At 56.1% G+C, this 19,649-nt stretch carries 19 protein-coding genes and 8 pseudogenes; 14 read left to right on the top strand and 13 right to left on the bottom strand.

The window, feature by feature from the left end; translation table 11 throughout:
* Positions 1-116 precede the first annotated feature (116 nt).
* Positions 117-938: pseudogene (locus tag ACSQ3J_RS26265) on the top strand (IS5 family transposase); the annotation flags it as partial.
* Between the two features lie 228 nt (positions 939-1,166).
* Complete coding sequence (locus ACSQ3J_RS26260) at positions 1,167-1,415, top strand: DUF6894 family protein (RefSeq protein ID WP_244482149.1); 249 nt, start codon at positions 1,167-1,169, stop codon at positions 1,413-1,415.
* A 165-nt stretch (positions 1,416-1,580) separates the two neighbouring features.
* On the opposite strand, the gene ACSQ3J_RS26255 is transcribed toward ACSQ3J_RS26260, so the two are convergent.
* From ACSQ3J_RS26255 to ACSQ3J_RS26240, 4 genes and pseudogenes are all read right to left on the bottom strand, one after another.
* Positions 1,581-1,742 carry a hypothetical protein gene (locus tag ACSQ3J_RS26255; protein WP_156397630.1) on the bottom strand — a complete coding sequence of 54 codons (162 nt, stop codon included), beginning with the start codon at positions 1,740-1,742 and terminating at the stop codon, positions 1,581-1,583.
* A gap of 440 nt (positions 1,743-2,182) precedes the next feature.
* The gene (locus ACSQ3J_RS26250) at positions 2,183-2,800 is read right to left on the bottom strand and encodes a flavodoxin family protein (RefSeq protein ID WP_436040661.1); all 618 of its coding nucleotides are present in this window, start codon (positions 2,798-2,800) and stop codon (positions 2,183-2,185) included.
* A gap of 86 nt (positions 2,801-2,886) precedes the next feature.
* Positions 2,887-3,474, bottom strand: a complete 588-nt coding sequence (locus ACSQ3J_RS26245) for a cysteine hydrolase (protein ID WP_060504492.1) — start codon at positions 3,472-3,474, stop codon at positions 2,887-2,889.
* 195 nt (positions 3,475-3,669) lie between these two features.
* Positions 3,670-4,676 (bottom strand): annotated as a pseudogene (locus ACSQ3J_RS26240) (ISL3 family transposase).
* 194 nt (positions 4,677-4,870) lie between these two features.
* Between ACSQ3J_RS26240 and ACSQ3J_RS26235 the strand changes: the two are divergent.
* Positions 4,871-5,352 (top strand): annotated as a pseudogene (locus ACSQ3J_RS26235) (IS110 family transposase); the annotation flags it as partial.
* A 31-nt stretch (positions 5,353-5,383) separates the two neighbouring features.
* Here the strand turns inward: ACSQ3J_RS26235 and ACSQ3J_RS26230 are convergent.
* From ACSQ3J_RS26230 to ACSQ3J_RS26220, 3 genes and pseudogenes are all read right to left on the bottom strand, one after another.
* Entirely contained in the window at positions 5,384-5,704 is a 321-nt protein-coding gene (locus ACSQ3J_RS26230) for a hypothetical protein (RefSeq protein ID WP_436040660.1), read from the bottom strand.
* Positions 5,705-5,712: 8 nt separating this feature from the next.
* Positions 5,713-6,186, bottom strand: coding sequence for a hypothetical protein (locus ACSQ3J_RS26225; protein WP_156397628.1), 474 nt, complete (start codon positions 6,184-6,186; stop codon positions 5,713-5,715).
* Between the two features lie 160 nt (positions 6,187-6,346).
* Positions 6,347-6,850 (bottom strand): annotated as a pseudogene (locus tag ACSQ3J_RS26220) (DUF4334 domain-containing protein); the annotation flags it as partial.
* Between the two features lie 790 nt (positions 6,851-7,640).
* Here ACSQ3J_RS26220 and ACSQ3J_RS26215 point away from each other — a divergent pair.
* The 3 genes from ACSQ3J_RS26215 (at position 7,641) to ACSQ3J_RS26205 (ending at position 8,812) form a co-directional block, all read left to right on the top strand.
* Positions 7,641-8,036 (top strand): DUF1236 domain-containing protein, encoded by a 396-nt coding sequence (locus ACSQ3J_RS26215; protein WP_060504489.1) that lies wholly within the window; start codon positions 7,641-7,643, stop codon positions 8,034-8,036.
* Between the two features lie 69 nt (positions 8,037-8,105).
* Complete coding sequence (locus ACSQ3J_RS26210) at positions 8,106-8,432, top strand: hypothetical protein (RefSeq protein WP_060504488.1); 327 nt, start codon at positions 8,106-8,108, stop codon at positions 8,430-8,432.
* Between the two features lie 71 nt (positions 8,433-8,503).
* On the top strand, positions 8,504-8,812 hold the full coding sequence (locus tag ACSQ3J_RS26205) for a hypothetical protein (protein ID WP_060504487.1): 309 nt from the start codon (positions 8,504-8,506) through the stop codon (positions 8,810-8,812).
* A gap of 739 nt (positions 8,813-9,551) precedes the next feature.
* On the opposite strand, the pseudogene ACSQ3J_RS26200 reads toward ACSQ3J_RS26205, so the two are convergent.
* Positions 9,552-9,907 (bottom strand): annotated as a pseudogene (locus tag ACSQ3J_RS26200) (IS21 family transposase); the annotation flags it as partial.
* 484 nt (positions 9,908-10,391) lie between these two features.
* Positions 10,392-11,705, bottom strand: coding sequence for a calcium-binding protein (locus tag ACSQ3J_RS26195; protein WP_060504485.1), 1,314 nt, complete (start codon positions 11,703-11,705; stop codon positions 10,392-10,394).
* Between the two features lie 250 nt (positions 11,706-11,955).
* On the opposite strand from ACSQ3J_RS26195, the gene ACSQ3J_RS26190 reads away from it, so the two are divergent.
* The 7 genes and pseudogenes from ACSQ3J_RS26190 to ACSQ3J_RS26160 form a co-directional block, all read left to right on the top strand.
* A complete protein-coding gene (locus ACSQ3J_RS26190; RefSeq protein ID WP_060504484.1) occupies positions 11,956-12,252 on the top strand; it encodes a hypothetical protein in 297 nt (98 codons plus the stop codon).
* Positions 12,249-12,491: a hypothetical protein gene (locus tag ACSQ3J_RS26185; RefSeq protein WP_436040659.1), complete on the top strand. Its 243-nt coding sequence runs from the start codon at positions 12,249-12,251 to the stop codon at positions 12,489-12,491. Before ACSQ3J_RS26190 ends, ACSQ3J_RS26185 begins: the two co-directional genes overlap by 4 nt.
* 1,204 nt (positions 12,492-13,695) lie before the next feature.
* Positions 13,696-13,920, top strand: coding sequence for a hypothetical protein (locus tag ACSQ3J_RS26180; protein WP_060504482.1), 225 nt, complete (start codon positions 13,696-13,698; stop codon positions 13,918-13,920).
* A gap of 151 nt (positions 13,921-14,071) precedes the next feature.
* Positions 14,072-14,332 carry a BrnA antitoxin family protein gene (locus ACSQ3J_RS26175; protein WP_060504481.1) on the top strand — a complete coding sequence of 87 codons (261 nt, stop codon included), beginning with the start codon at positions 14,072-14,074 and terminating at the stop codon, positions 14,330-14,332.
* Positions 14,333-14,432: 100 nt separating this feature from the next.
* Complete coding sequence (locus ACSQ3J_RS26170; RefSeq protein ID WP_436040658.1) at positions 14,433-14,627, top strand: hypothetical protein; 195 nt, start codon at positions 14,433-14,435, stop codon at positions 14,625-14,627.
* Positions 14,628-15,979: 1,352 nt separating this feature from the next.
* A complete protein-coding gene (locus ACSQ3J_RS26165) occupies positions 15,980-16,171 on the top strand; it encodes a hypothetical protein (protein WP_060504515.1) in 192 nt (63 codons plus the stop codon).
* A 406-nt stretch (positions 16,172-16,577) separates the two neighbouring features.
* Positions 16,578-16,757, top strand: a pseudogene (locus ACSQ3J_RS26160) (sigma factor); the annotation flags it as partial.
* 27 nt (positions 16,758-16,784) lie between these two features.
* Here the strand turns inward: ACSQ3J_RS26160 and ACSQ3J_RS26155 are convergent.
* The 4 genes and pseudogenes from ACSQ3J_RS26155 to ACSQ3J_RS26140 form a co-directional block, all read right to left on the bottom strand.
* Positions 16,785-16,937 (bottom strand): annotated as a pseudogene (locus ACSQ3J_RS26155) (alpha/beta hydrolase fold domain-containing protein); the annotation flags it as partial.
* A 12-nt stretch (positions 16,938-16,949) separates the two neighbouring features.
* Entirely contained in the window at positions 16,950-17,237 is a 288-nt protein-coding gene (locus tag ACSQ3J_RS26150) for a hypothetical protein (RefSeq protein WP_060504477.1), read from the bottom strand.
* Positions 17,238-17,388: 151 nt separating this feature from the next.
* Positions 17,389-18,555 (bottom strand): L-dopachrome tautomerase-related protein, encoded by a 1,167-nt coding sequence (locus tag ACSQ3J_RS26145; protein WP_436040657.1) that lies wholly within the window; start codon positions 18,553-18,555, stop codon positions 17,389-17,391.
* A 203-nt stretch (positions 18,556-18,758) separates the two neighbouring features.
* Positions 18,759-18,986, bottom strand: a complete 228-nt coding sequence (locus tag ACSQ3J_RS26140; RefSeq protein WP_060504476.1) for a general stress protein — start codon at positions 18,984-18,986, stop codon at positions 18,759-18,761.
* Between the two features lie 164 nt (positions 18,987-19,150).
* Between ACSQ3J_RS26140 and ACSQ3J_RS26135 the strand changes: the two are divergent.
* Positions 19,151-19,627 (top strand): annotated as a pseudogene (locus tag ACSQ3J_RS26135) (cupin).
* The last annotated feature ends 22 nt before the right edge of the window (positions 19,628-19,649 follow it).

The raw sequence follows: 19,649 nt of genomic DNA, 5'->3' as shown, positions 1-19,649 counted from the left end.
AAGCGCAACGCTTCGCGTAAGTCGGCTGTGGTCTTAGAGCCTGGCTGAAAAAGAATTGAGTGAAATCAGCCAGTTGTGATTCCTTCGGATTTGCTTAGGATTCGATGGAGACCGCAATGGGTTGGACTGATTTCACCCGTCGCCAATATGGCCGACGGAAAGGTCGTTACGCAAGTGATCTGACGGACAGGGTGTGGTCGCTGGTCGCTCCGTTTATGCCGAGGCCACGCAGGCTCGGTCGACCGCGCAAGACGGAATTGCGCGAGGTTCTTAACGCAATGCTTTATATCGCGTCGACCGGATGCCAATGGCGGATGCTTCCGAAGGATTTTCCACCCTTTTCAACCGTTCAGGGTTACTTCAACGAATGGCGCACGACTGGTTTGTGGCTGAGGATCAATCATCATCTCGTTATGGAGACGCGAGAGCTGGAAGGAAAAGAAGCCTCACCAACCGCAGGGGTGATTGACAGTCAGAGCGTGAAAACCACTGAAAGCGGTGGGATTGCAGGCTATGACGCGGGCAAGAAGATCAAAGGCCGCAAGCGCCATATCGTCGTCGACACGCTCGGCTTGATGGTAGGGCTGGTCGTTCACCGTGCTGATATTCAGGACCGCAATGGTGCAGCGACGGCTCTCAAAACTATCCTCAGACGCTGGCCGTGGCTCAGGCATATCTTTGCTGACGGTGGCTATGCCGGACCGGAACTGCGGGCGGCGTTGCGCAATGTCGCGAAGTTCACGTTGCAGATCGTCAAACGAACAGACAAGGCAAAGGGCTTCGAGGTGCTGCCGCGTCGCTGGGTCGTGGAGCGCACATTCGCCTGGCTTGGAAGATGCAGACGACTGGCCAAGGATCGGGAGAAATCAATCGCGTCCGCTGAAGCCTGGATGCTGGTCGCCCACATCCGCCTTCTCACCCGTAGGCTCGCAAGATACCATGTTATTGAGTTCTTTTCGAGTCAGGCTCTTAGCGTTCAAACGCAACCCCTGAACCGAACAGCAAAGAAACGGCAGAGCGATGGTGCGGGCTGAAATATCGCTCTGCCGCGAATGGCTCAGCGGGAGACATCGCTATGAGCCATCGTTAATATACATCAAGACGCTGTGGGTAAGCAAATCTTGGCTTCAGCGAGTGGCTGTCGTATCTTCACGCGCTAACAAACGATGAGCGAAAACGCTATGCCACTTTACTTTTTCAATGTGCGTAATGGTGACTATTATAATGAAGATACGGAAGGCTTAGAATTGCCTGATGTAGACACAGCACGAAAAGAAGCCAAGGACGCCGCTCGCGAAATGCTGGCAGAACAAATCGCGCTCCGTGTGCCGGTTTGCGGTCAAACCTTGGAAGTGACCGACGAATACGGCGACATCCTCTTCACCCTGTCCTTCAAGAACATAATGCACAGTTGAGGGCGTCTCAGCCAGCTTCCCGCAGCGGCTACAAGAAAACACGGCAGAATGACGGGAAGGGTTTGCCGCCACTCTGCCGATGCTCACAGCGAAAATGGGGTCTCGCCACTTGAGCAAAAACTAATCTAATACAACGAATGAAATGCAATGGATCAAGATGAACGGTTATTTCGCTTTAGCAGCGCGTTCTTCAACCGCTTCCCAACCGGCAATCATTTCACTGAGAATGACATGTGTTTCTTGCAGCGACGTTCCCCGCGCCTGCTCGACTTCTACACGCGCAGCCCACAATCGAACGACAGCCTCACTTGGTCGCTTGTTGACCATAATATCTCCTACCCCGCGCAACGGAAGGATTATACGCCTTTAAGTAGCCGAAGGCAATTCTAACGAGGTTCGGCACACATTACGAATGGACTGCCAAATTGGACATCATAGCGGGCGGCACGTCGAATATGTCCGGGAATCAGCCAGCATGAGCGCAAACGACCGGCGAAAATACGCCATGTGAATCGTCGTTGGTTCGTCTGACAATTTCGCGCTCTGGTACGAAAACGTACCCCAAGAGTGTTGTTGCCCCATAACGAGGGCCTTCTCGGCGGCGAGTGTCTGGGGTGTTTCGGCGAGTTGCCTGAGGATGGTGGCTGGCTTGCGTCGCATGCGCACCCGTTTTTCTTTTCGTTCATGCCGTCAGTTTGCAGGTTTACGGAGGTGAAGCAATCTGGCTGACCGCGACAGTTTAAAATGGTAGGCCACGCATGATCGCTTCAGCTCTTTTCGCCGGGGTACTCCGAGTTTTTTAAAAGAGTTGCCAGATGGGCTGTGTTGCGCGCGAGCATCGAGATCATTGTTTGAACCGCCTCCGGCGTCTGCTCCAGATCGACAAAGTTCGTCGAGCCCATCGCCTCACCCACCCAGTATGCGACCGCGTTGGCCGGGATGGTAAAGCCGACGTCGTTTAACGCCTGATAGACCTCAGCCGAAACATGATGGGCGCCGTCTTCATTGCCGACAACGGCTACGGCCGCGACTTTCCCGTAAGAGACCATCCGCCCCCGATCATCCGTCTCTTCGAGAAACGCATCCATGCGCTCAAGCGCTCGCTTGCATACGCTCGACGGCTGGCCGAGCCATATCGGTGTTCCGATCAGAAGAATGTCCGCCTGAACCACCTTTTCACGGATTTCCGGCCAGGCATCGCCCTCGCCATCGTCCGAGGTCACACCGGGCCTGATGTCGTGGTCAGCCAGACGGATGGCTTCAAATTCAACGTCGTGGTTCTTGAACTCTTCTGCGATGAGCTCCAGCAACTTTCCTGTCGAGGACGCTTCCGATGCATTTGAAGATTTCAGGGTGCTGTTAAAGGCAAGGGCTTTCAGCGGCATCAGATTTTCCTTCAGTTGATGAGAGACAAAGCGTTAGTCGTGAGGATCCGGTCGATCGCAATCGGCTTTGCGAGGTGCTACGATCCCTATACCCGCACCTCCGACAGGAAGTCCTCGGTCTTCATAAGGTCGAGCTGGACAGAAAAGCGGTCACCCAGCAAATCAATGGCGGTGTCGTGTGTTTCGTCAGCGCCGCTACAGACGGCATCGCTGAGCATGATCACGCGAAGTCCACGGTCGATGGCGCCAAGCACGGTCGCAAGCACGCAGACGTCGGTCTCACCGCCAGTGACGACGACGGTCTGAACCGCCTCGCTACCGAGGTGAGACAACAGTCTGCCATCTACCCATGGGGAATAGGTCAATTTGTTGAAAACGCGAGCCGGGGGAACGACGGCTTGCAAGGGTGGAGCCAACCCGAACAGCTCCTGCGGAAGATGCTCACCGGTCATCATCCAACATTTGCGGTAGTACTCTTTCCAACCCCCGGCCGCTTCGTTAGCTCGGGCGGGCGTCATGAAACGGGTAAATATCGTCCGCTCCGCATATCGGTGTGAGACTTCCGCAAGCTGGGGGAGGACACGCGTCATCCAAGGCACGTGCCAAGGGGTATCTTCAGCAAACATTCGCTGCGCATCCACGCAGATTTGCCGCCCTTTTCCGATATCCCTCATTTTCTCCTCCATTAAAACCGACAAACCTGCGGTAAGATCGGAAGTTCCCCTTTAGTCAGGAACATTGTCCTTCAGCTCCTTGAACCATATCCACTCGTTTCACCTCCCCCTCCGTCCGCCAGCAAAAGACGGATGGTCAGACGAAATAGGTGGGGGGTAAAAATTGGGCTCTGACGCGCATATGGTGCCATTCTCTCACGTCGCGCCGATCAGGCGGGCTTGAAGCAGATCAAGCTTTCCGCGACCGTACATCTGGCGCTTCACCAGCTTGAGCTTAGTGATCTGCCCCTCAGTTTGTCCGTTGGACCACGGTGAGACGATCGCAGCTCGGACTGCCTGACCGGTACGGCGCACGATTTCCTTTATCGTCACACCGTCCTTTGCGAACGCCATGCCGCGGTCAGTAGCTTGGGATTAACGCGCGTTGCGCCGAGTGTCTTGCGGATTTGCCGCATCGATTTGCGGACGGTGTCCAGGAATTCACGGCTGGCATTTTCCATCAGATGCCATCGATCAGCGACCTGCACCGCATTAGGCAACGCCTTTGCTGCCGCCACCCCGTAAGCGCCGCCACGGTCACGCGCAATAATCTAGATTTGAGGATTTCCCCGCAACCCGGCCTCTGCCGTCGCTGGCTCACGGTCCGGTATCAGACGGATCGGCCGCCGACGCTCCAGGTCACACACGATCGGGCCCTAGCGATGATTGCGCCGCCAGGCCCAGTCATCAATGCCGATCACCGGGGTGGGATCGATGATGGTAACCCTTGCCTGCGGATAACTCGTAGCAAGGTGTCGTTACTGACGGGAAGCATCAGCCGCTGGGCAAACCGCGCTGCCTGGCGTCCTCCAAGTGCAAGCGCTAAATGGTGGACAAGATGTTCGAGACGCCCGGTTCGTCTGGCGTAGGGAGGCAGCACATCGACGAACCGCTCGGAGAAAATTTGCCTGCCGCAGAGCACCGCGTCAAGGGTAAAGCTCCGTGTGCGGACAAGAAGTCGGACACGCCTTCCCGAAAGGGGGAGGTCAGCGACCTGGCGGCAATAGCGGCTTCTAACCGTCGCGACATTCGTCCGCACGCCGGACATGACGCAGTAGCGCCGGCTCGGGAAAGTAAGATGCAGGTCTCATCTTCAATGGGGGGATGCGTTCGGCGATGAAACCTGCCGGTACAAAATCAGATGCGCGAAACTTGGTGCTCATCAGGCTGATTCGTTTGTGGAAACCATCAAGGCAGCATCGTCACGACTGCCTCAAAACTGAGTCAGATGGGATATTCGGCTTGAACCCTATATTTGGCAACAGCGACTGAGGGGCTGCGCTTCGAGCTGATGATGGAACGTGGTCTATATGAGCAGCCACAAGCATCATGAAAGGAAGCGCAGCATGATGCCGGACTGGACGTTTCTGTGAAAGAGACGGCGATCTGCATTATCGAAGAAACCGGGAAAATTTGCCGCGAGTTGAAGGTTACGAGCCACCCAGACGATCTCGTTTCGTCTCTTAGGAACCGTGCATATAACCTTGTTCGGATAGGGCTTGAAGCTGGTCCTCTGTCTCAATGGTTATTCAGCGGTTTGACTGAAGCTGGGTTGCCTGCGGTTTGTATTGAGACCCGCCCCACCAAGGCTTTCTTGAAAGCGCAGGTGAACAAGACCGATCGCAACGATGCCCGCGGCATCGCACAAATGATGCGGGTCAATCTGTTTCGACCCGTTCACGTGAAGACGTTGACGAGCCAGAAACGCCGCGCTTTGCTGACAGCAAGTAAGCTTCTGCAGGAGAAGGCGATTGCCATAGAGAATGATATCCGCGGATCGTTACTCAACTTCGGCCTGAAGGTAGGATCATCGGAACGGTCGGTTTCGAAGCTCGCATACCCCGGCAAAAACGCTCCGCAGGTCTTTAGCCTAGGCACCGTCGCTCATAGCAACCAGCCCCAGTTCCGCCGATAGCCATGGATCCACCGACAGATCCTTTCGGATTAGCCCATGACTCCAGCGGTTGCGGGACTGAGGCGCATGCCAAGGCGGACAATCGACAATAGGATACCAGCAAATACCAACCACGTTGGCCCCGTGGAACCTGGCGATATCGACCTGTTCGCTGACATGCCGCAACCAAGTGCCCTTGTTCAACCCGGGATAGCGGTGGTGATGGACGGGATGGCCATCATGCCAGCTGGTTTCCGACACCAGGATTGGTTTTCTGTAGCGGCGCCAGGTCGCCATTAGCACCTTCACGAGCGACGTCCGCGCCGTGTGGGGTAGTAGTTGACCCCGATAACATCGACATGAACCGCGGAGACGATCGCGTCGGTCGCTTCGAACTGACGGTCGCCCACACCGGTGATGGGATCGTTTGTAAGGATGGCGACATCGGGATGATGATCTCGTGCCACACGAGCCATGCTGATCGCCATTTCGATTGCTTCGTATCGCGGCATCCCAGCGATCGACGGGTAAAGAGATGGCTCATTCACAGGACAAAGCCACAGCCTGCCCGGGCCATTCACGGTCAAGGACGCCTCGGCAGCAATTCTTGCGCAACGAACCGGGTCCTGATTGCGATGGTAATGCGAGAGATCCCAGATGACCTCGATGCCGGCACGCCTTGCAGTAGCAAGACGCTCAACCACATGATGCCCCGGCACGAGCCCGTCACGCACGGTCGTCATCCGATGTTCACGAGCGATCCGGTAATGATCGAGCATGCGGGATTGTGAGGTGTGGCGGGTTGTGACAAGGAGGTCATGGCGACCGCCATGCACCAAGCCGCACTCGAACCCCGCTATCAGCGAGCTCTGAAAGACCGGTTTGGCTTGAAAAGGAAGGGTATGCTGCAGATGATGTAATCCTTGCCGTGGCTTAATTCTACGAGGGCTGGCATCGCACGAAATCAACCTCGTTAACGCGCTCAAGTTCGAAGAAATAAACGCGGTCGTCGCCTTCGATCACCATAGCTCCCATGACGCGATTATCATCGACCTTACGGAAATAGTCGACGATGGGCTGGGTGTCATAGACCATTGCAGCACTTAACACCCCGTGAAACGGAACGCCCTTCAACGAGGCTACCGGACCTTTGGCTCTCAGCCTGCGCAACAGATAGGAAAACAGGTTGCTCGCGGCTCGGGTCCTGCCGAGCTTGTGGAAACGGAGTGCAAGACGGAGCCGAATCCGGGCCGGATCGATGGCGACCAGGCGCTTATCGCCTCCGCGGAACAATAGCGCATCAGCACGCATCTGAGCCGAAAACCGTTTGCCAAATCACCCGAGGTTTTCGAGCACGCCGTCCAGAGTGTTGCCGGACGGAATACCCCGCCCCGTCCACAGTCCAATCATCTCACCCGGCTCCACAGGTGGAAGCCCGTGAAACCTTCCATCTCATTCATCGTCTACCCGCTCAACGGAGTCTCCAATCGACCCTCATCATCCTGCCGTCGCTGCTGCGCACGCCGGTTCGATCTGGCCTTCTGCCGCGCAACCCGCAGCTCGTCCAGATCCGGGAACCACCAGCCGCGAGCCACTTCCCGCTCGCCCGGCGGCGTTCGGGCTGGCCAAGTCTATTGGGAGCTTAAAAGAAAACGTGGACACAATTTCCGGATCTGCTAGTTCGCCCTGCGTATCGGTGAAGATGACGATGCCCGCATGCGTACCGATGGCACGCTTAAATAAATGTCGCTTTACGCCTGGAAAGTCATGGCTCCCCGCAAGGCCGCCCCCACGAGAAGTTCGCCACGCTGGATGAACTGGAAGTATATCTGGTCGCAAGAGGGCTTCAGGGCGCGAGCCCGGCGCAACCTATCGTCGAAGGAACCCATTGAACGAAGAAGGGTGTTCCCTTGAGGGGTCGAGCTCCGCACCGGCGGGTAGGCGCGTACCGCGTAATTGATAGGTTAGGGTCCTCCGGGAGTGGGACACGGCCTGGGAGACAGGAACGATCATTGACCGCCGAGTTCGAACAGCGGACAGGGGAAGGGTTGAGGTCATTGTCACCAACCAGACTGAGATCCATCCCTATCTGCCGGCTCGCACCTGCGGTGGTGCGATAAAGGGAGGTCAGGTTAATCGCTTGGCTTTCATTGCTGGACACGCGCGTTGCGAATCTGGAACCAAAGTTAATTTGAAACATTCCTCTTGCGAACTAACGCAGAGGAGAAGAACCATGAAAACGCAAATCTTGATCGCGTCCGCCGTCGTTCTCAGCATGATGCCTATTTCGGTACAGGCCGAAGACAGCACGGCAACTGGAATGGTGGGAGGCGCCGCAACTGGCGCTATTATCGGGGGTCCGGTTGGAGCAGGAGTCGGGGCAGTCGTTGGTGCTGTTGCAGGCGCTGCTCTTGAACCGCCGCCACAGAAAGTGGTCACCTATGTACAAGAGCAGCCGGCCTCACAGTCGATCGTTCTTGAGCAGCAGGTGGTTGTCGGCCAACCACTCGCACGCGAAGTTGTATTGACGCCGGTCGCTGAAGACCCGCGTTACGCCTACGCCATCGTCAACGATCAACGTGTGATCGTGGATCCGAAAACGTACACAGTGGTACAGGTTGTTCAATAAGCGCGGAAACGAGATAATCACGGAAGAGGTCGGGCAATCACTCGGCCTTTTTCGTTCAGGCAAATTGACTTGGCTGCAGCCGTCCGCAAATTGGCCCGCATGACTGATATCTCTGCCTTGATTCCAGAACTCATCCGCGCTGCAAACCAAGTGAGCAAGTTGACCGTACTCGAAAAGGGCAGTCTCCTTGGAAGGTCGATCGTAGCTATTCGAGAGTTGAATAGTTGTGCGGCGATAAGTGAAAATCCGTTGGCCTTTAACGAAGTTGTCATTTTGCAAGTTGCTGCTGCCACAATTGACAGCTTGCCAGACGAGGGCGTGACAGCGACCTTTCTTAAGGCGGCTGACAGTCTCCGCAACCTAAACACACTTCTGCGCGCGGAAGACAGGCGGTAAACAATCGCGCAAGAGTTCGCCCAATTTGCTTTTCCGATTGACTCCCCCCGCCGTTGGCAAATCATCAGCACATGTCCACCACAACCGATTTTATCTCCGAATTAATCCGAGCCGCGAATGAAATCGGCAAGGTCAGCGTCGGTGAGCGCATGAAGCTCATGTCCAGAGGATCGCGCACCATTCGCGAGATGAGATTGCAGACCGGCGTCCGGCATGGTCCCGGAAAGGACGCACTGAACGACCTGGAGATTGCGGCGCTGAAATGTGAAAAGGGGTCAGACGACGATGCCAAGGCGGTCCTGCTTGGGATGGCTGCTATGATCCGGTCCCTGAAGATTGTGCTGGATGCGAAGGATGAGGTTTTGAGGGGCGGGGGATAACCGACAGCCCGTGTCGCATGGCGGATTATTTTAGCAACCGTACCGGAATCGCGGAATCCGGCCTTCCCAATTGCCTGAACTTTCTTATTGTTGCGGCGCGCTGCCCTCCCACTCTCTGGGCCGCCACGTCCCTGCATCTGTGTGAGCCTATCCCAGAAGCAGTTTTGCCCCGCCCTTCCCGGCGGGGTTTTTTCTGCCTGCTCGACAGGACGCTCAAACCTCCGCCACTCGAAGGTATTTATCCAGTAATCCATGCAATCGGAGAACCAAAGCAAAAGGGCCTCCGATGCTAATCTAAACGGAAGCCCTTCCTTGCCCACAGCGTTCGAGTTCCGCAGGCTGCTCAACCAACATCGCTGAACGCCGCACGTCAACTGGTTTCTGGTGTCTGAGGGGACCGGCGCGGCGAAGGGTTGTGGTTTGAAACACGTTCCCAAGTCATCCCCCCAAAGCCAACCGATTCCGAAATGAAGATCAACCAGCGGCTTTGATCTTGCGCGCGACCATGCGGCGATCCCGGTCGATCAGTTCCAGCTCGGCGAGCCACAACAGATAGCCGGTATGATCCACCCTCGGCAGCACTCTGTCTGACGACCTTGTCGTATTCGCAGCAACGTCGGCAGCTTCACCACTTTGAGATAATGGGCAAGCAGGATTTGCGGCGTGTCGCTCGTGGGTGCGCTCCCGACAGCAGGCTCAGATAGTTGCCCGGTGAGGCCGCGCGAGCGTTGGGCAGTTAGGGGTAGACGGTCATGTCGAGCCTTGGCGGTATGCGCTCCACATGGCACAACATCCAATGCTTGACGGCGTCAAAGCCGATCGTCCCGCGTTCCAGCGCCGCCTCGATGTCCGCGATCACCTGCTCCTGCCGAAAGACCTCCATCAAGCGCAGAACCTGCACGAAGTCACGCTTGCCCTTTTTACCCATCCGGGCTTCCATCAGGCGACGGATGGTGGCGAGCATTCCGGCAGGTTTCAATCTTGCAGCGGCGCGGCCTGATCCAGCGCATTGGTCTTTCGCTCGATCAAAGCGAGATAGCGGAAGGGGTCGAAGACGAAGTCCTCCGTCTCCCAGGATCGGTAATGGCGGGCGATCTCGTTGGCCGTCCGTCAATTGATCTCGAATAGTCGCGCGGCCTCTCGGCGGCTCATACCGTCCACCATCACCGCATGGCGGACAAGTGCATAAAGTTCCAATTGCTTCATGCTCGCCCTCTGCAAAACGCAGAGGAACAACCCAAGTACCGTCGCTCAACGACCGTCTCCGACCCGACTCTCAGGCCGCTCCCGTAGTGCACTTTCTTACAGGCGTTATCAAGAATGGCCCCTCCGAACACGCCGGTGCATTTCGAGCATTGGTGCGCTGCATTGCACACTTGACAGCTGCCTATTGGTATGGCCTCCCAATAGCACAACAGTAGCAATGCGGCCCCGGCCGCTCCCCGCAAGGGCCTAAATGCTTGGTTGGTCAAATGCCTCCAGCGCTCCGACCCGATGGTCACTGTGTAGACGCCTGATGGAACTAACCCGGCGTTAGGGTTATTTGATAAGGTGAACGTCGGCCGAAGGTACGCCCTCGCTAGACAATAAAAAAGTCATCGGCCGTCAAGCCCTCTCGATTTTCTACCGTGGCGAAAAGAACGCGTCCGCCCGCTCCGCTGCCGTTGCTATCGTAATAGAGCTTTCCCGTATCGGTATCGTAAATAATTCTATCATCGCTATCGACTGCCAAGCCTGTTGTATTAGCCTGGAAAGCCGCGCTCGCAAGCGCTCCAGGGGTCGTTAGAGCCGTGAAAATAGCATTTTCCAAACGTATGGTGTCCGCGGCTGCTTCGAAATCTTTTATGATGTCAACGTTTGTTACGGAATTGAGGGCGGTGTTGAACAGGAACACGTCGTTTCCCCCTTCCCCGCGGAGTTGATCGTTGCCCCGACCTCCAGACAGGAGATCATTTCCATCGCCTGCGTTGAATTTGTTGTCGAGGGCATTCCCGTACAGTTTATCATCCGCGCTTCCTGTGCGCGCACCCTCAATACTTTTTAGGGTGTCAGTTTTGCCAAACCCGTCGGTAGCCTTTTGGGTTACCAGATTGACGGTGACGCTGCCTGTGCCGCCCCGGTTCTCGTCCCTGTCGTATCGAACGACATCAAAACCACCACCGCCGTTGATCGAATCACGACCGCCTAGACCCATAAACTGTTCATCTCTGACGGAGCCGACAAAGCTGTCCTTAAACTGCGTTCCACGGAAATGTTCGAACCCGGAGAAGGTCTCGGCATTGCCCCAGGCATCGATCACAGTGCCTGTGGTGGAGTTTAGCGCGATGCCTCGATAGGCTGACGCGGTATAATATGCATCATCGAAGGCAAGCGTGTCGTAGTCGCTCCCATTGCCGTCATAAGTGTCCTTGCCTTCGCCACCTTGGACGAAATCGCCCCCTGCTCCTCCAATGAATTTGTCATTACCGGCATATCCTACCAGCGTCTGATCGCCGGCGTTTCCTCTTAGCGTGTCGTTGCCGCGCATAAGGAACCGCGCCAAATCGTACTGATTAAAGCTTGCGGCAGCATCAAAGAAAGTTTCCAGCGAGACGTTCAATCCCGTCAACTGCTGCATCTTGGTGGTACCGTTGTTGAGATAAATGACCATTCCGGTCAACGTACCTCCGGTAGCGTGGCCGCCTGCGTCAAATGTGAACCCGCTGCCGGAGAGTTTTAATTTCAATCCATTCGACAGGTCGAACTTGATCGCTGTAGCGGCCCTCGCCGTCTGAGTGGCTTGATTGAAATTAACAATTTCATCGAAGAACGGTAGATAGTCGAAACCTGGTATGGGAGGGCTGTAGTGATCTGGATAAACATGACCCGGAAAAAACGATTTAAAGTTTGCCACGGATATATCCTCCCATTTAACGAGCTCCGCACATTAGGTCTTTATAATATACCCTTAACTGGAGAGCAATATGTATTGGTAATTGCAACAGCCGGCGGCCTTGGGATGCGCGGATTAAACAGGGCAGCCATGCAGCCTGTTAGAAGAACTCAGCACAGGGCCCCGGTTGCCCGACCAACGTCGCATTAAGTGCCTCTCCATGGGAACAATACCAACGTCTTCCGGTTTCCCGCGGAACGGAGGAATTGCCATGATCAACCAGCCCAAATTTCCGGCATCCAATGAGGACCGCCATCTTTTGTGTCCGGAAGAAGTAGACGGGCCACTCCAAGACATACTCGACCAAGCCAACACCCATGGATGGGCTACGCTTGAGGCAATATCTGCCATGGAGGAGGTTCTGAAAAACCTGCGCATCGCCTATGCCGAAGACCCCGATCCGGCAGAAGGCCCGCCGAACGATAGCGGTGATGTCAACGATTTCGGCGAATTTCCCGCAGCAGAAGGGCTTTTGAAAGCGACGATCGAAGGCAAGGATAAGCCATGACGATATATGCGTGGACCATCAAAGTGCCGGGCCGCCAGGATGTTAAGCACGTCACGGAGCTTTCCGAGCTATGCGATTTTCTGCGTGTCATGGCCCTTCCGGGCGGGGCGCCACCGGAATTCGTCACCCTTGACGCAGAAGTCTCCGATCATGGCACGTATATCCACAACAAGGGCAGCAAGGACGAATGGTCGCTAACGTGGACGAAGGTTGACGGCGAAACCGAGGTTATAGACTAAATTTCGGCTGACGCAAAAAGAGCCCCCGCCGTTACCAGCGAGGGCCTAAATTTATTCGTGCTCAAATGCACCGAGCGCCCTACCTTACCCGACGCGACCAAGTTGGCCCATCTTCGCCTCCCTGCTCGTTTACCTCTTGTTAAGGTTATGCCCTAAGGGTAAACGGCGGCGTTTCACCCGCATCAGCCAATCATCGTTTTCGGATCATCTCCTTCTCAAGTTACCACGTCGCCGGGCAACACGGTCAGGGCGAGCTGGGTTTCGATCCAGGCCCCAAAAAAGCCACCGTTCATCGGGGCATCGATGATCCAGGGCGCTGTCAGGCAGTGACAGCGCAGGCCGGCGATGAAGCAGTGGCTCTTCCACGCGTCGAACGGCGCATGGGTACACTATCTTCGGCCCCTTGCAGGCCATCCCGTTCGTTTTGTCAGCTTCGTGTTATGTCCTGAAACTGCATGATTCTCTCCGGCGTCATGCGCAGCACGGCAAGCATTGAGAAGCTCGACATGCGCGAGCATTCGATAGATCGCGATCCAAGTGCTGATGACGCGGGAACAGGCAAAGCTGGATGCTACCGAAGTCCATGAAACGGACGCAAGCTGAAAACACTCTGATTTATGCGGCGACATTCTTTGGGGCGCCGTTGATGACCAGGCATATCAACCGCAACAGCCCATGCAGATCATCAGCCAGCGAAACGTGTTCTCATCAAACAGGGCGTGGAATACGCGAAGGAAGGTTGTTCGAAAACCGGGTCCGGCAGCAACAGAGAGATACCCCACGCGGTCATGATCGTGCCCATATCCACTCCGTCATGCGCAGCCCGAAACGGTGCTGTATGCGGGTCCAGATTCCCGGTCCGCGTAGCTTTCCGCTATCATCATTTCTGCCCCGGCGCCGCGTCGATGAATGGCCGCTTGATCAGGGCGTAAAACACTGCAACAGGCCAACGATTGCCGAGACGATGATATGAGGTTTTCACCCTGGATAGCGTTATGTTGGGGCGAAAAACAGCCTGTGTGAACATGGCCCCCGTCTCCGAGACCCTGAGATGCCGGACGATGACGGAACGTCATGTGTAATATCCATCGCATGCTCCTTGCACGAGGCGTAAGCCGCGCAAATTGATGTTGATTTTGTGAAAACTTGGGGTGTATTTTCACTTCACCACGGTGCAGCATTGGTGAACTGGGAGGGTTGACGGATGCATCCGTTTCGTTTTCGGTTGAGTGTTTTTCAAAATGGGGCTCTTGCGAGAGACCCGGAATTGATGAGCCGGGCGGAGTTGCAGGACGCCCTCCTTCGTGCCTCGATTTTTGACGAAGCGAGAGTGAACTTCATCGTCTCGACTGTCGATGAACAGGGCGCTTGTGAGATGGTGAACGGGGACGACCATCCCAAATATCTGATAGAACGAGTGATGGATTAACCAGAAAATCGAGCCCCTGGCTCAGCCTGCGCCGCGCGCCCTCGATTTCTGCCATTGGTGGAGCTGCGCTGGCTCGCAGTCACGCGCTTGTCGGTAGACTTCCCCATGCGCTGCGATATCATCCTGATTTTGACATGTAGGGAGCCTGGAAATGGCGGCAAGTCGCAAAGCCCGCAAACTGCCTCATGATAAAGTTCAGGAAGTGCTGGACTATCAGGCCACAAAGGACCGTCGTCGCTCCTATCCTTCCAGGAACCAAAAGGGGCTGCTTTCTGTCCGCATTGATCAAGATGTTATCGATTATTTCAAAGGCACAGGCGAAGGCTGGCAGTCTCGTATCAACAGCGTGCTTCGCCAAGCTTCTGGCATTGACGATGTGTCCTTTACCGCCAATGATTACAGCGATTTTTGATCACGGCAGCCTCTGATTTCACCTTGCCATTGGTGAGCGCCTGAGCGAATTTCTCGTGGCATTTTTAGGACTGGCATGGAAATCTTTGTGAGGGGCTGAGATGAACGAAGATGATGAACTGATGGCAGAGATTGCGCGCCACGCCGACCGAGCAGCGGAGAATGCCTCGCGCGAAATGGACCTGAGAGCCTTAGCCATCAGCCTTGGGCCGCGCTTTCACCATCGGACAGTAGAAGAGATTCAAGAGCAGCTCATCACTGTTTGGCGTGCTCGCCGTCTGGTCTGGCGGGTTTGAGCGAAATCATCTCTCCTCGCCGGTGGGCCATCCGCATTCGCGAACTGGCGCGACGCAATTCTGGTCCAAATGGACAGATGCCCCCTTTACGGTCCCCTGCACACATTCTGGCCGCCCCGATAGTGTCAGCGACTTCCCTCTTTGCGATGCATGTGACGGCGATTGACTGCCGGGCGGTTAAGCCCGGATTTCGCGCTACCGCATTCGTTCGGGTTCAAGGGATAGCCCTGGTTGTCGTAGCTCTCGCGATAGACCGACCTAAGATATAACTAATGCGTCGTGCTGTTAATCATGGCAATCAGTTCGATTTGCGAGCGGGGTACCCCGCTTGTACTCGCTGATTAGTATCGCGGCTCCGCCGTGCGTCACGGCGAAAGATGTGATTCTGAAAGCACCAGGCGTCCAGAACGATCTGCAACATGGTGAAGTCTTTGGCGGTATTGCGGTCCCGGAAATTTGCATCATTGTCCGCCCAAGGAACTGACACTGGTGGACGCCGCCTCCTCGCGAACTGCCGCAGGAGCATTTTCAGCCAGAACTGGCAGCGGCACAAGGTAATCATGACGGGTTTTGTGAAGTACGTAGCCGATTTTCGCGACCCCAAGATGAGGAAATCACGGCGTGGGTGCTGGGGCACGTCGCAAGCTGGAGTAACCACCTTGCTTCGAGTTCTGAACAAAATGAGGAGTCCTCATAATAAGCACCAAACGAGAATCCGGAAGATAACGATCTGGAATCTCAGGACGCGCTCGAACCGTTATTACTAGCCATTATCAACGAGGCCATCGAAGCCGGATGGGCCCGCTAGCAGCTGATCACCTCTCAAGGTAGCCTTGTCGATAATCTTTGATTTGAAGATCAAGCCTTCCGGATGATCCTAGCTTAAAAGATAGAGCTACCGGCGGTGGGACCGTGTTGTAAACGCCCCGTCTCTGCCTGGATGGGTCGTTGTTCTGAATGTTTTGCCCGGGTTTGCCACTCGCTCAAGTGACCAGCCAGCTTTCTCCACGACATCGTCCAAATAGGCGACGATTTTTTCATCAATGTTGGGCACTGCGGCTGCAACGCGGTTGCAATGGAGGTAGTAGGGCTCGCCGGTCTTGTCGCTCTGCCCCGCATGTGCCTCCATGGCAATTTCGATCGCTCTGTCCAATCGGTGCATTATCCCCTCACGTCTTTGACTTAGGTACGAAATGCGACTTGCAGGGTACCGTTTCAACGTTCTGCGATCAACTGCAGGGCAGCTGTCGCGACGAAACAGGTACCTCAACCCAACGAAAAACTGTCTGGACCGCTGTGAGGCATGGGAACATCATATCTGCTTATTGGTTTTTATGCAGGAGGATCGTGTCATGACCAAACACATTGATAACCGTCAGACTAGCCATCACGCCAAACCAGTTTATGACGTCGGTGAGCATTGCAAGAAAAACGACATTGAAAAGGCTGAAGCCCGCAAAATCTCACAGATGCTAGGCCGCTTCGCCAGCCGACACGAGCTTGAGATCAACGCTCCGCCACGCAAGCCGAAGCATCGAGCGTAGTAACCGGGAAAGCGAATGTCGGGCCACGCAAGGGGCGGGACCAATCGGCGTCTGAAATGGTTTAACGGCATTAAATTCAGGAAGATGGTCCACGGTCACATACACTGACGAGCGCGGCGCCCGAGCCGACGCGGCGGAAACTGGTAAGTCGTTGTCGAAACACCGATCGAAGCCTGGCAGGGCGTCCGGGGCCGCCCCGTTTTGATGGTATTGATTGGGGCACCTCCTTGCAACGGTCGCATGGGGCATTTCGGAAATGTACGGCGAGGCCGTCGATAGCGATCAACCAGACAACGACTACCACGCCGAATGCCGTGGTCAGCCCGACGGACCAAAGGGTGAGCGATAATACACCCCCAGCTGGGGAAAAGACGCAGACACCCAACAGCGAGAAAACTTTTCCGTCTTGCCGAATGAAAAGGAGTATCGTTATGATGACGAGCGAGCAACCTTTGCAGGACGAATTGTCGCATTGATCCCTGCCCTTCGCGCTTTCGCGCGCCGGTTCCATCCCGCGAAATCGAATGCCGAGGAACTGGTGCAGGAAACGTTGATGAAGGCACTTGGAAATCTCGACAAGTTCGATGCCGGGAGCAGCATTGCCGTTCATTTCGTGGATGTTTTCGACAACCCATGTGTATGCCGCCCGGGAGTCGTCATGCGCTGCAGGGAATTTGTGCTCGGGCACATGCCGATACTCGACGGAAACGACGATGGCATTGGTACCGAGCGCCAGCGCCCGCGGTGCGCTGTCGTAAACATTGATGTCGGCAACAACCTAGCCGCCGCCGTGATAAGACACGATGACCGGGGGCGGACCCTCGCCGCCGGGTATGTAGACGCGGGCGGCCAGTGTCCCGACCTTGGTCGGAATTGCGATATCCTTGGTAGTGACCTGCGCTTCGGGTTCGGATGAGATGAGCTTGTCCCACGGAACGGCGTGGGCCGCGTCGGCAGGAGTTGCCTGAATGCGTGCCTCGGGAACGCTCAACGTGGAAAACGGCTTTGCTTCCAGCGCACCGCGCTTGTCGAGAACGGCCTGCATTTCGGTCGTGGGCTTCGCCATCTCCTGCGCCTGCCCTGTGGTGGGGAGCCAGAGCAGTGCAGAGGCGAGCAATCCTGCGCGGATCGCGGTTGTACGGGTTATTGGATCGTCTACAGTGCTCGAGGTGCGGACTGCAACCTCAGCTTCAATTGAATGTTCCGCTCGCATATGTTCACTTCGGCGGATTGAACTTGAACAGCGCGAAGTCGTCATCGGTCCAATCCTTGTTGAACCACGGGGAATCCTGGATATGCGACGCGGTAATGTAGATCGCGCCGTCGGGACCCTGGGCGAATGTGTCCGGCCAGCGTAGCCGGCTATCCTGAAGGAAAGAGGTCACCTTTCCGTCCTGGCCTAGGATCTTCACGCCGTTGTTAGTCATTGTGCTGAGATAGATCCGATTCTGCTTGTCGATCCACAGGCCATCGGTAGGCTCAGTATCTGCAAACTTCTCGGCCTTGACGGCGCCGGGATCCGACGCGGCCTTTTGCAACGCCTCGGTCGATATTCGGTACATCGTCTTGCCGGTGAGAGCTTGCCAGTAAAGCGTCTTGCTGTCTGCGGTGAGCGCAATCCCGTCGGCATTGAACTGTGGCTGACGGCCGTCCGGCCGGCGCAGCGGCTTGCCATCTACCTCAACGACCACGTCCTTTTCCGCCTGAGTGGACGGATCATCGCTCAGCACACGCCACGATTTTCCGGAGGTGAGGTCGAGCACGACGAGACCGCCTGGCGAGCCGGAGTCGGTGAAATACGCGAAGGTGCCATCCGGCGCGATGCGAACATCGTTCAGGTAGCTCGCGGGGCCTGCTACCTCGGGAGGAAACGGGTAGACCTTCTTCACGGTATTGGTTTTCAGATCGACCTGGACGAGCTTCGGCCCGCCCTTGACGGTCTTCTCGCTGTTGGGTGCAGCCGGATCAACGACCCAGAGCGAGCCCTTGCCGTCAGCGACGACACTTTGCACCGTGACAAAATGGTCTGTCGGCGAAATCTCCGACATCTTGGCATTGCGCCAGGCGTTCCATTCATCGTCGGGGTAGGGTTTGATCGAGCCGTCTTTCATGGCTTCGGCGACCGACACCGGAACATCTTCCGACCAGCGCGGAAAGTTGACGAAGATCCGGCCGTCCTCCGAAACTGTCACTCCGGTGACCTGATGCTTGAACGTCGTAACCTTCTCCAGACGGTCGTCCGTCTTGCCGGTGATCGGCGCCACGATCTCCTTGGCGGTATCGCTGAGCTTTTTCAGAGCCTGTGCATCTGCCGCAAAGGGTTGAAGACCCAGCGCCAAAAGGGCTGTTCCGGCAAGAAAGGGCGTGAGTAAGTTTTTGAACATTGATTTCTCCACTGGATGGCAGCATCGAACCTTGCCGTTGCAACAAAGTTCCTTGCTGGACGGCGGTTGAGGACAGGTCCGGTCGCAGCCGCGTGACAAGACTGCCGAGATTTCCCGCGTTACGTTTCAAACGACCTGAACCGGCCGGGCGTCGCCCGGCCGCTCTGATCCAGAACCTCAGATTTCATGAGCAGCTACCTCGGTCAGCGGTTACCGCCACTGGAGTTTTCGCCGCCCTTTTTGCCGGCCTCCGAGGCCCGTTCGGGGTCGTTCTTGAAATTGCCGCCGGAGGCCTTGCCGCCTTCGCTTGCGATATCCTTCTGCTTGTCGTCGTCCATTGAAGCGAAGCCGCGCTTTGACGTATCACCGCCCTGATTTCCGCCCTGCTGGCCGCTTTGATTGCCGCCCTGGTTGCCACCTTGGTTTGCCATGATGTTTCTCCTTGTCGGGAACGATTCCCCGGCGGCCTAACCGGAGCGCATATCGAGAGTTCCCCCCGGTGCGGTAGCGTACGGTCCGACTTCGAACGGTTGACTGCCGCGCACCTCTGAAAGTGTAGAGTGTTGATGCAAGCAACCCACACGGAGCGATCCCATTGCAGACTGAAACCGTCACGTTCCAGCCAAGTGAGTGGGTACCGAACAATCAGACACTTCCGGTCCTCGTCTATGCCGAAGTCTTCAGCGGGGCGGAGGTCACACAGAACTTGGAACGATTGTTCGCGGAAAATGGCTGGAGCGGCCTATGGCGGAACGGCGTATTCGACTACCAGCATTACCACACCGGAGCACATGAGGTTCTCGGTATCGGCTGCGGGAGCGGGAAATGCAGGTGCGCGCTGGCGATTGCCTGGTGCTGCCTGCGGGTACGGGTAATTAAAACCTTGGATCGACGTCAGATTTCCTCGTCGTTGGGGCATATCCCACCGGACAGGCATGCCGATATCCAGCGGGCCAAGCCATCAAGTGAGCAGCTCGACACCATAGCGGACGTAGGCTTGCCATCGAGCGACCCTGTTCAAGGCCCGTCAGGTGTTGGTTTCCACTCAGAACTGAGCCGGTTAGACGCATAATTTCCATTGAGAATTGAGCCAT

It is taken from the genome of Rhizobium sp. LjRoot98 (assembly GCF_964252935.1).
GTDB lineage: Bacteria > Pseudomonadota > Alphaproteobacteria > Rhizobiales > Rhizobiaceae > Pararhizobium.
The sequence above is the reverse complement of the archived record's forward strand: the minus strand, read 5'-3'. Positions and strand labels throughout refer to the sequence as shown.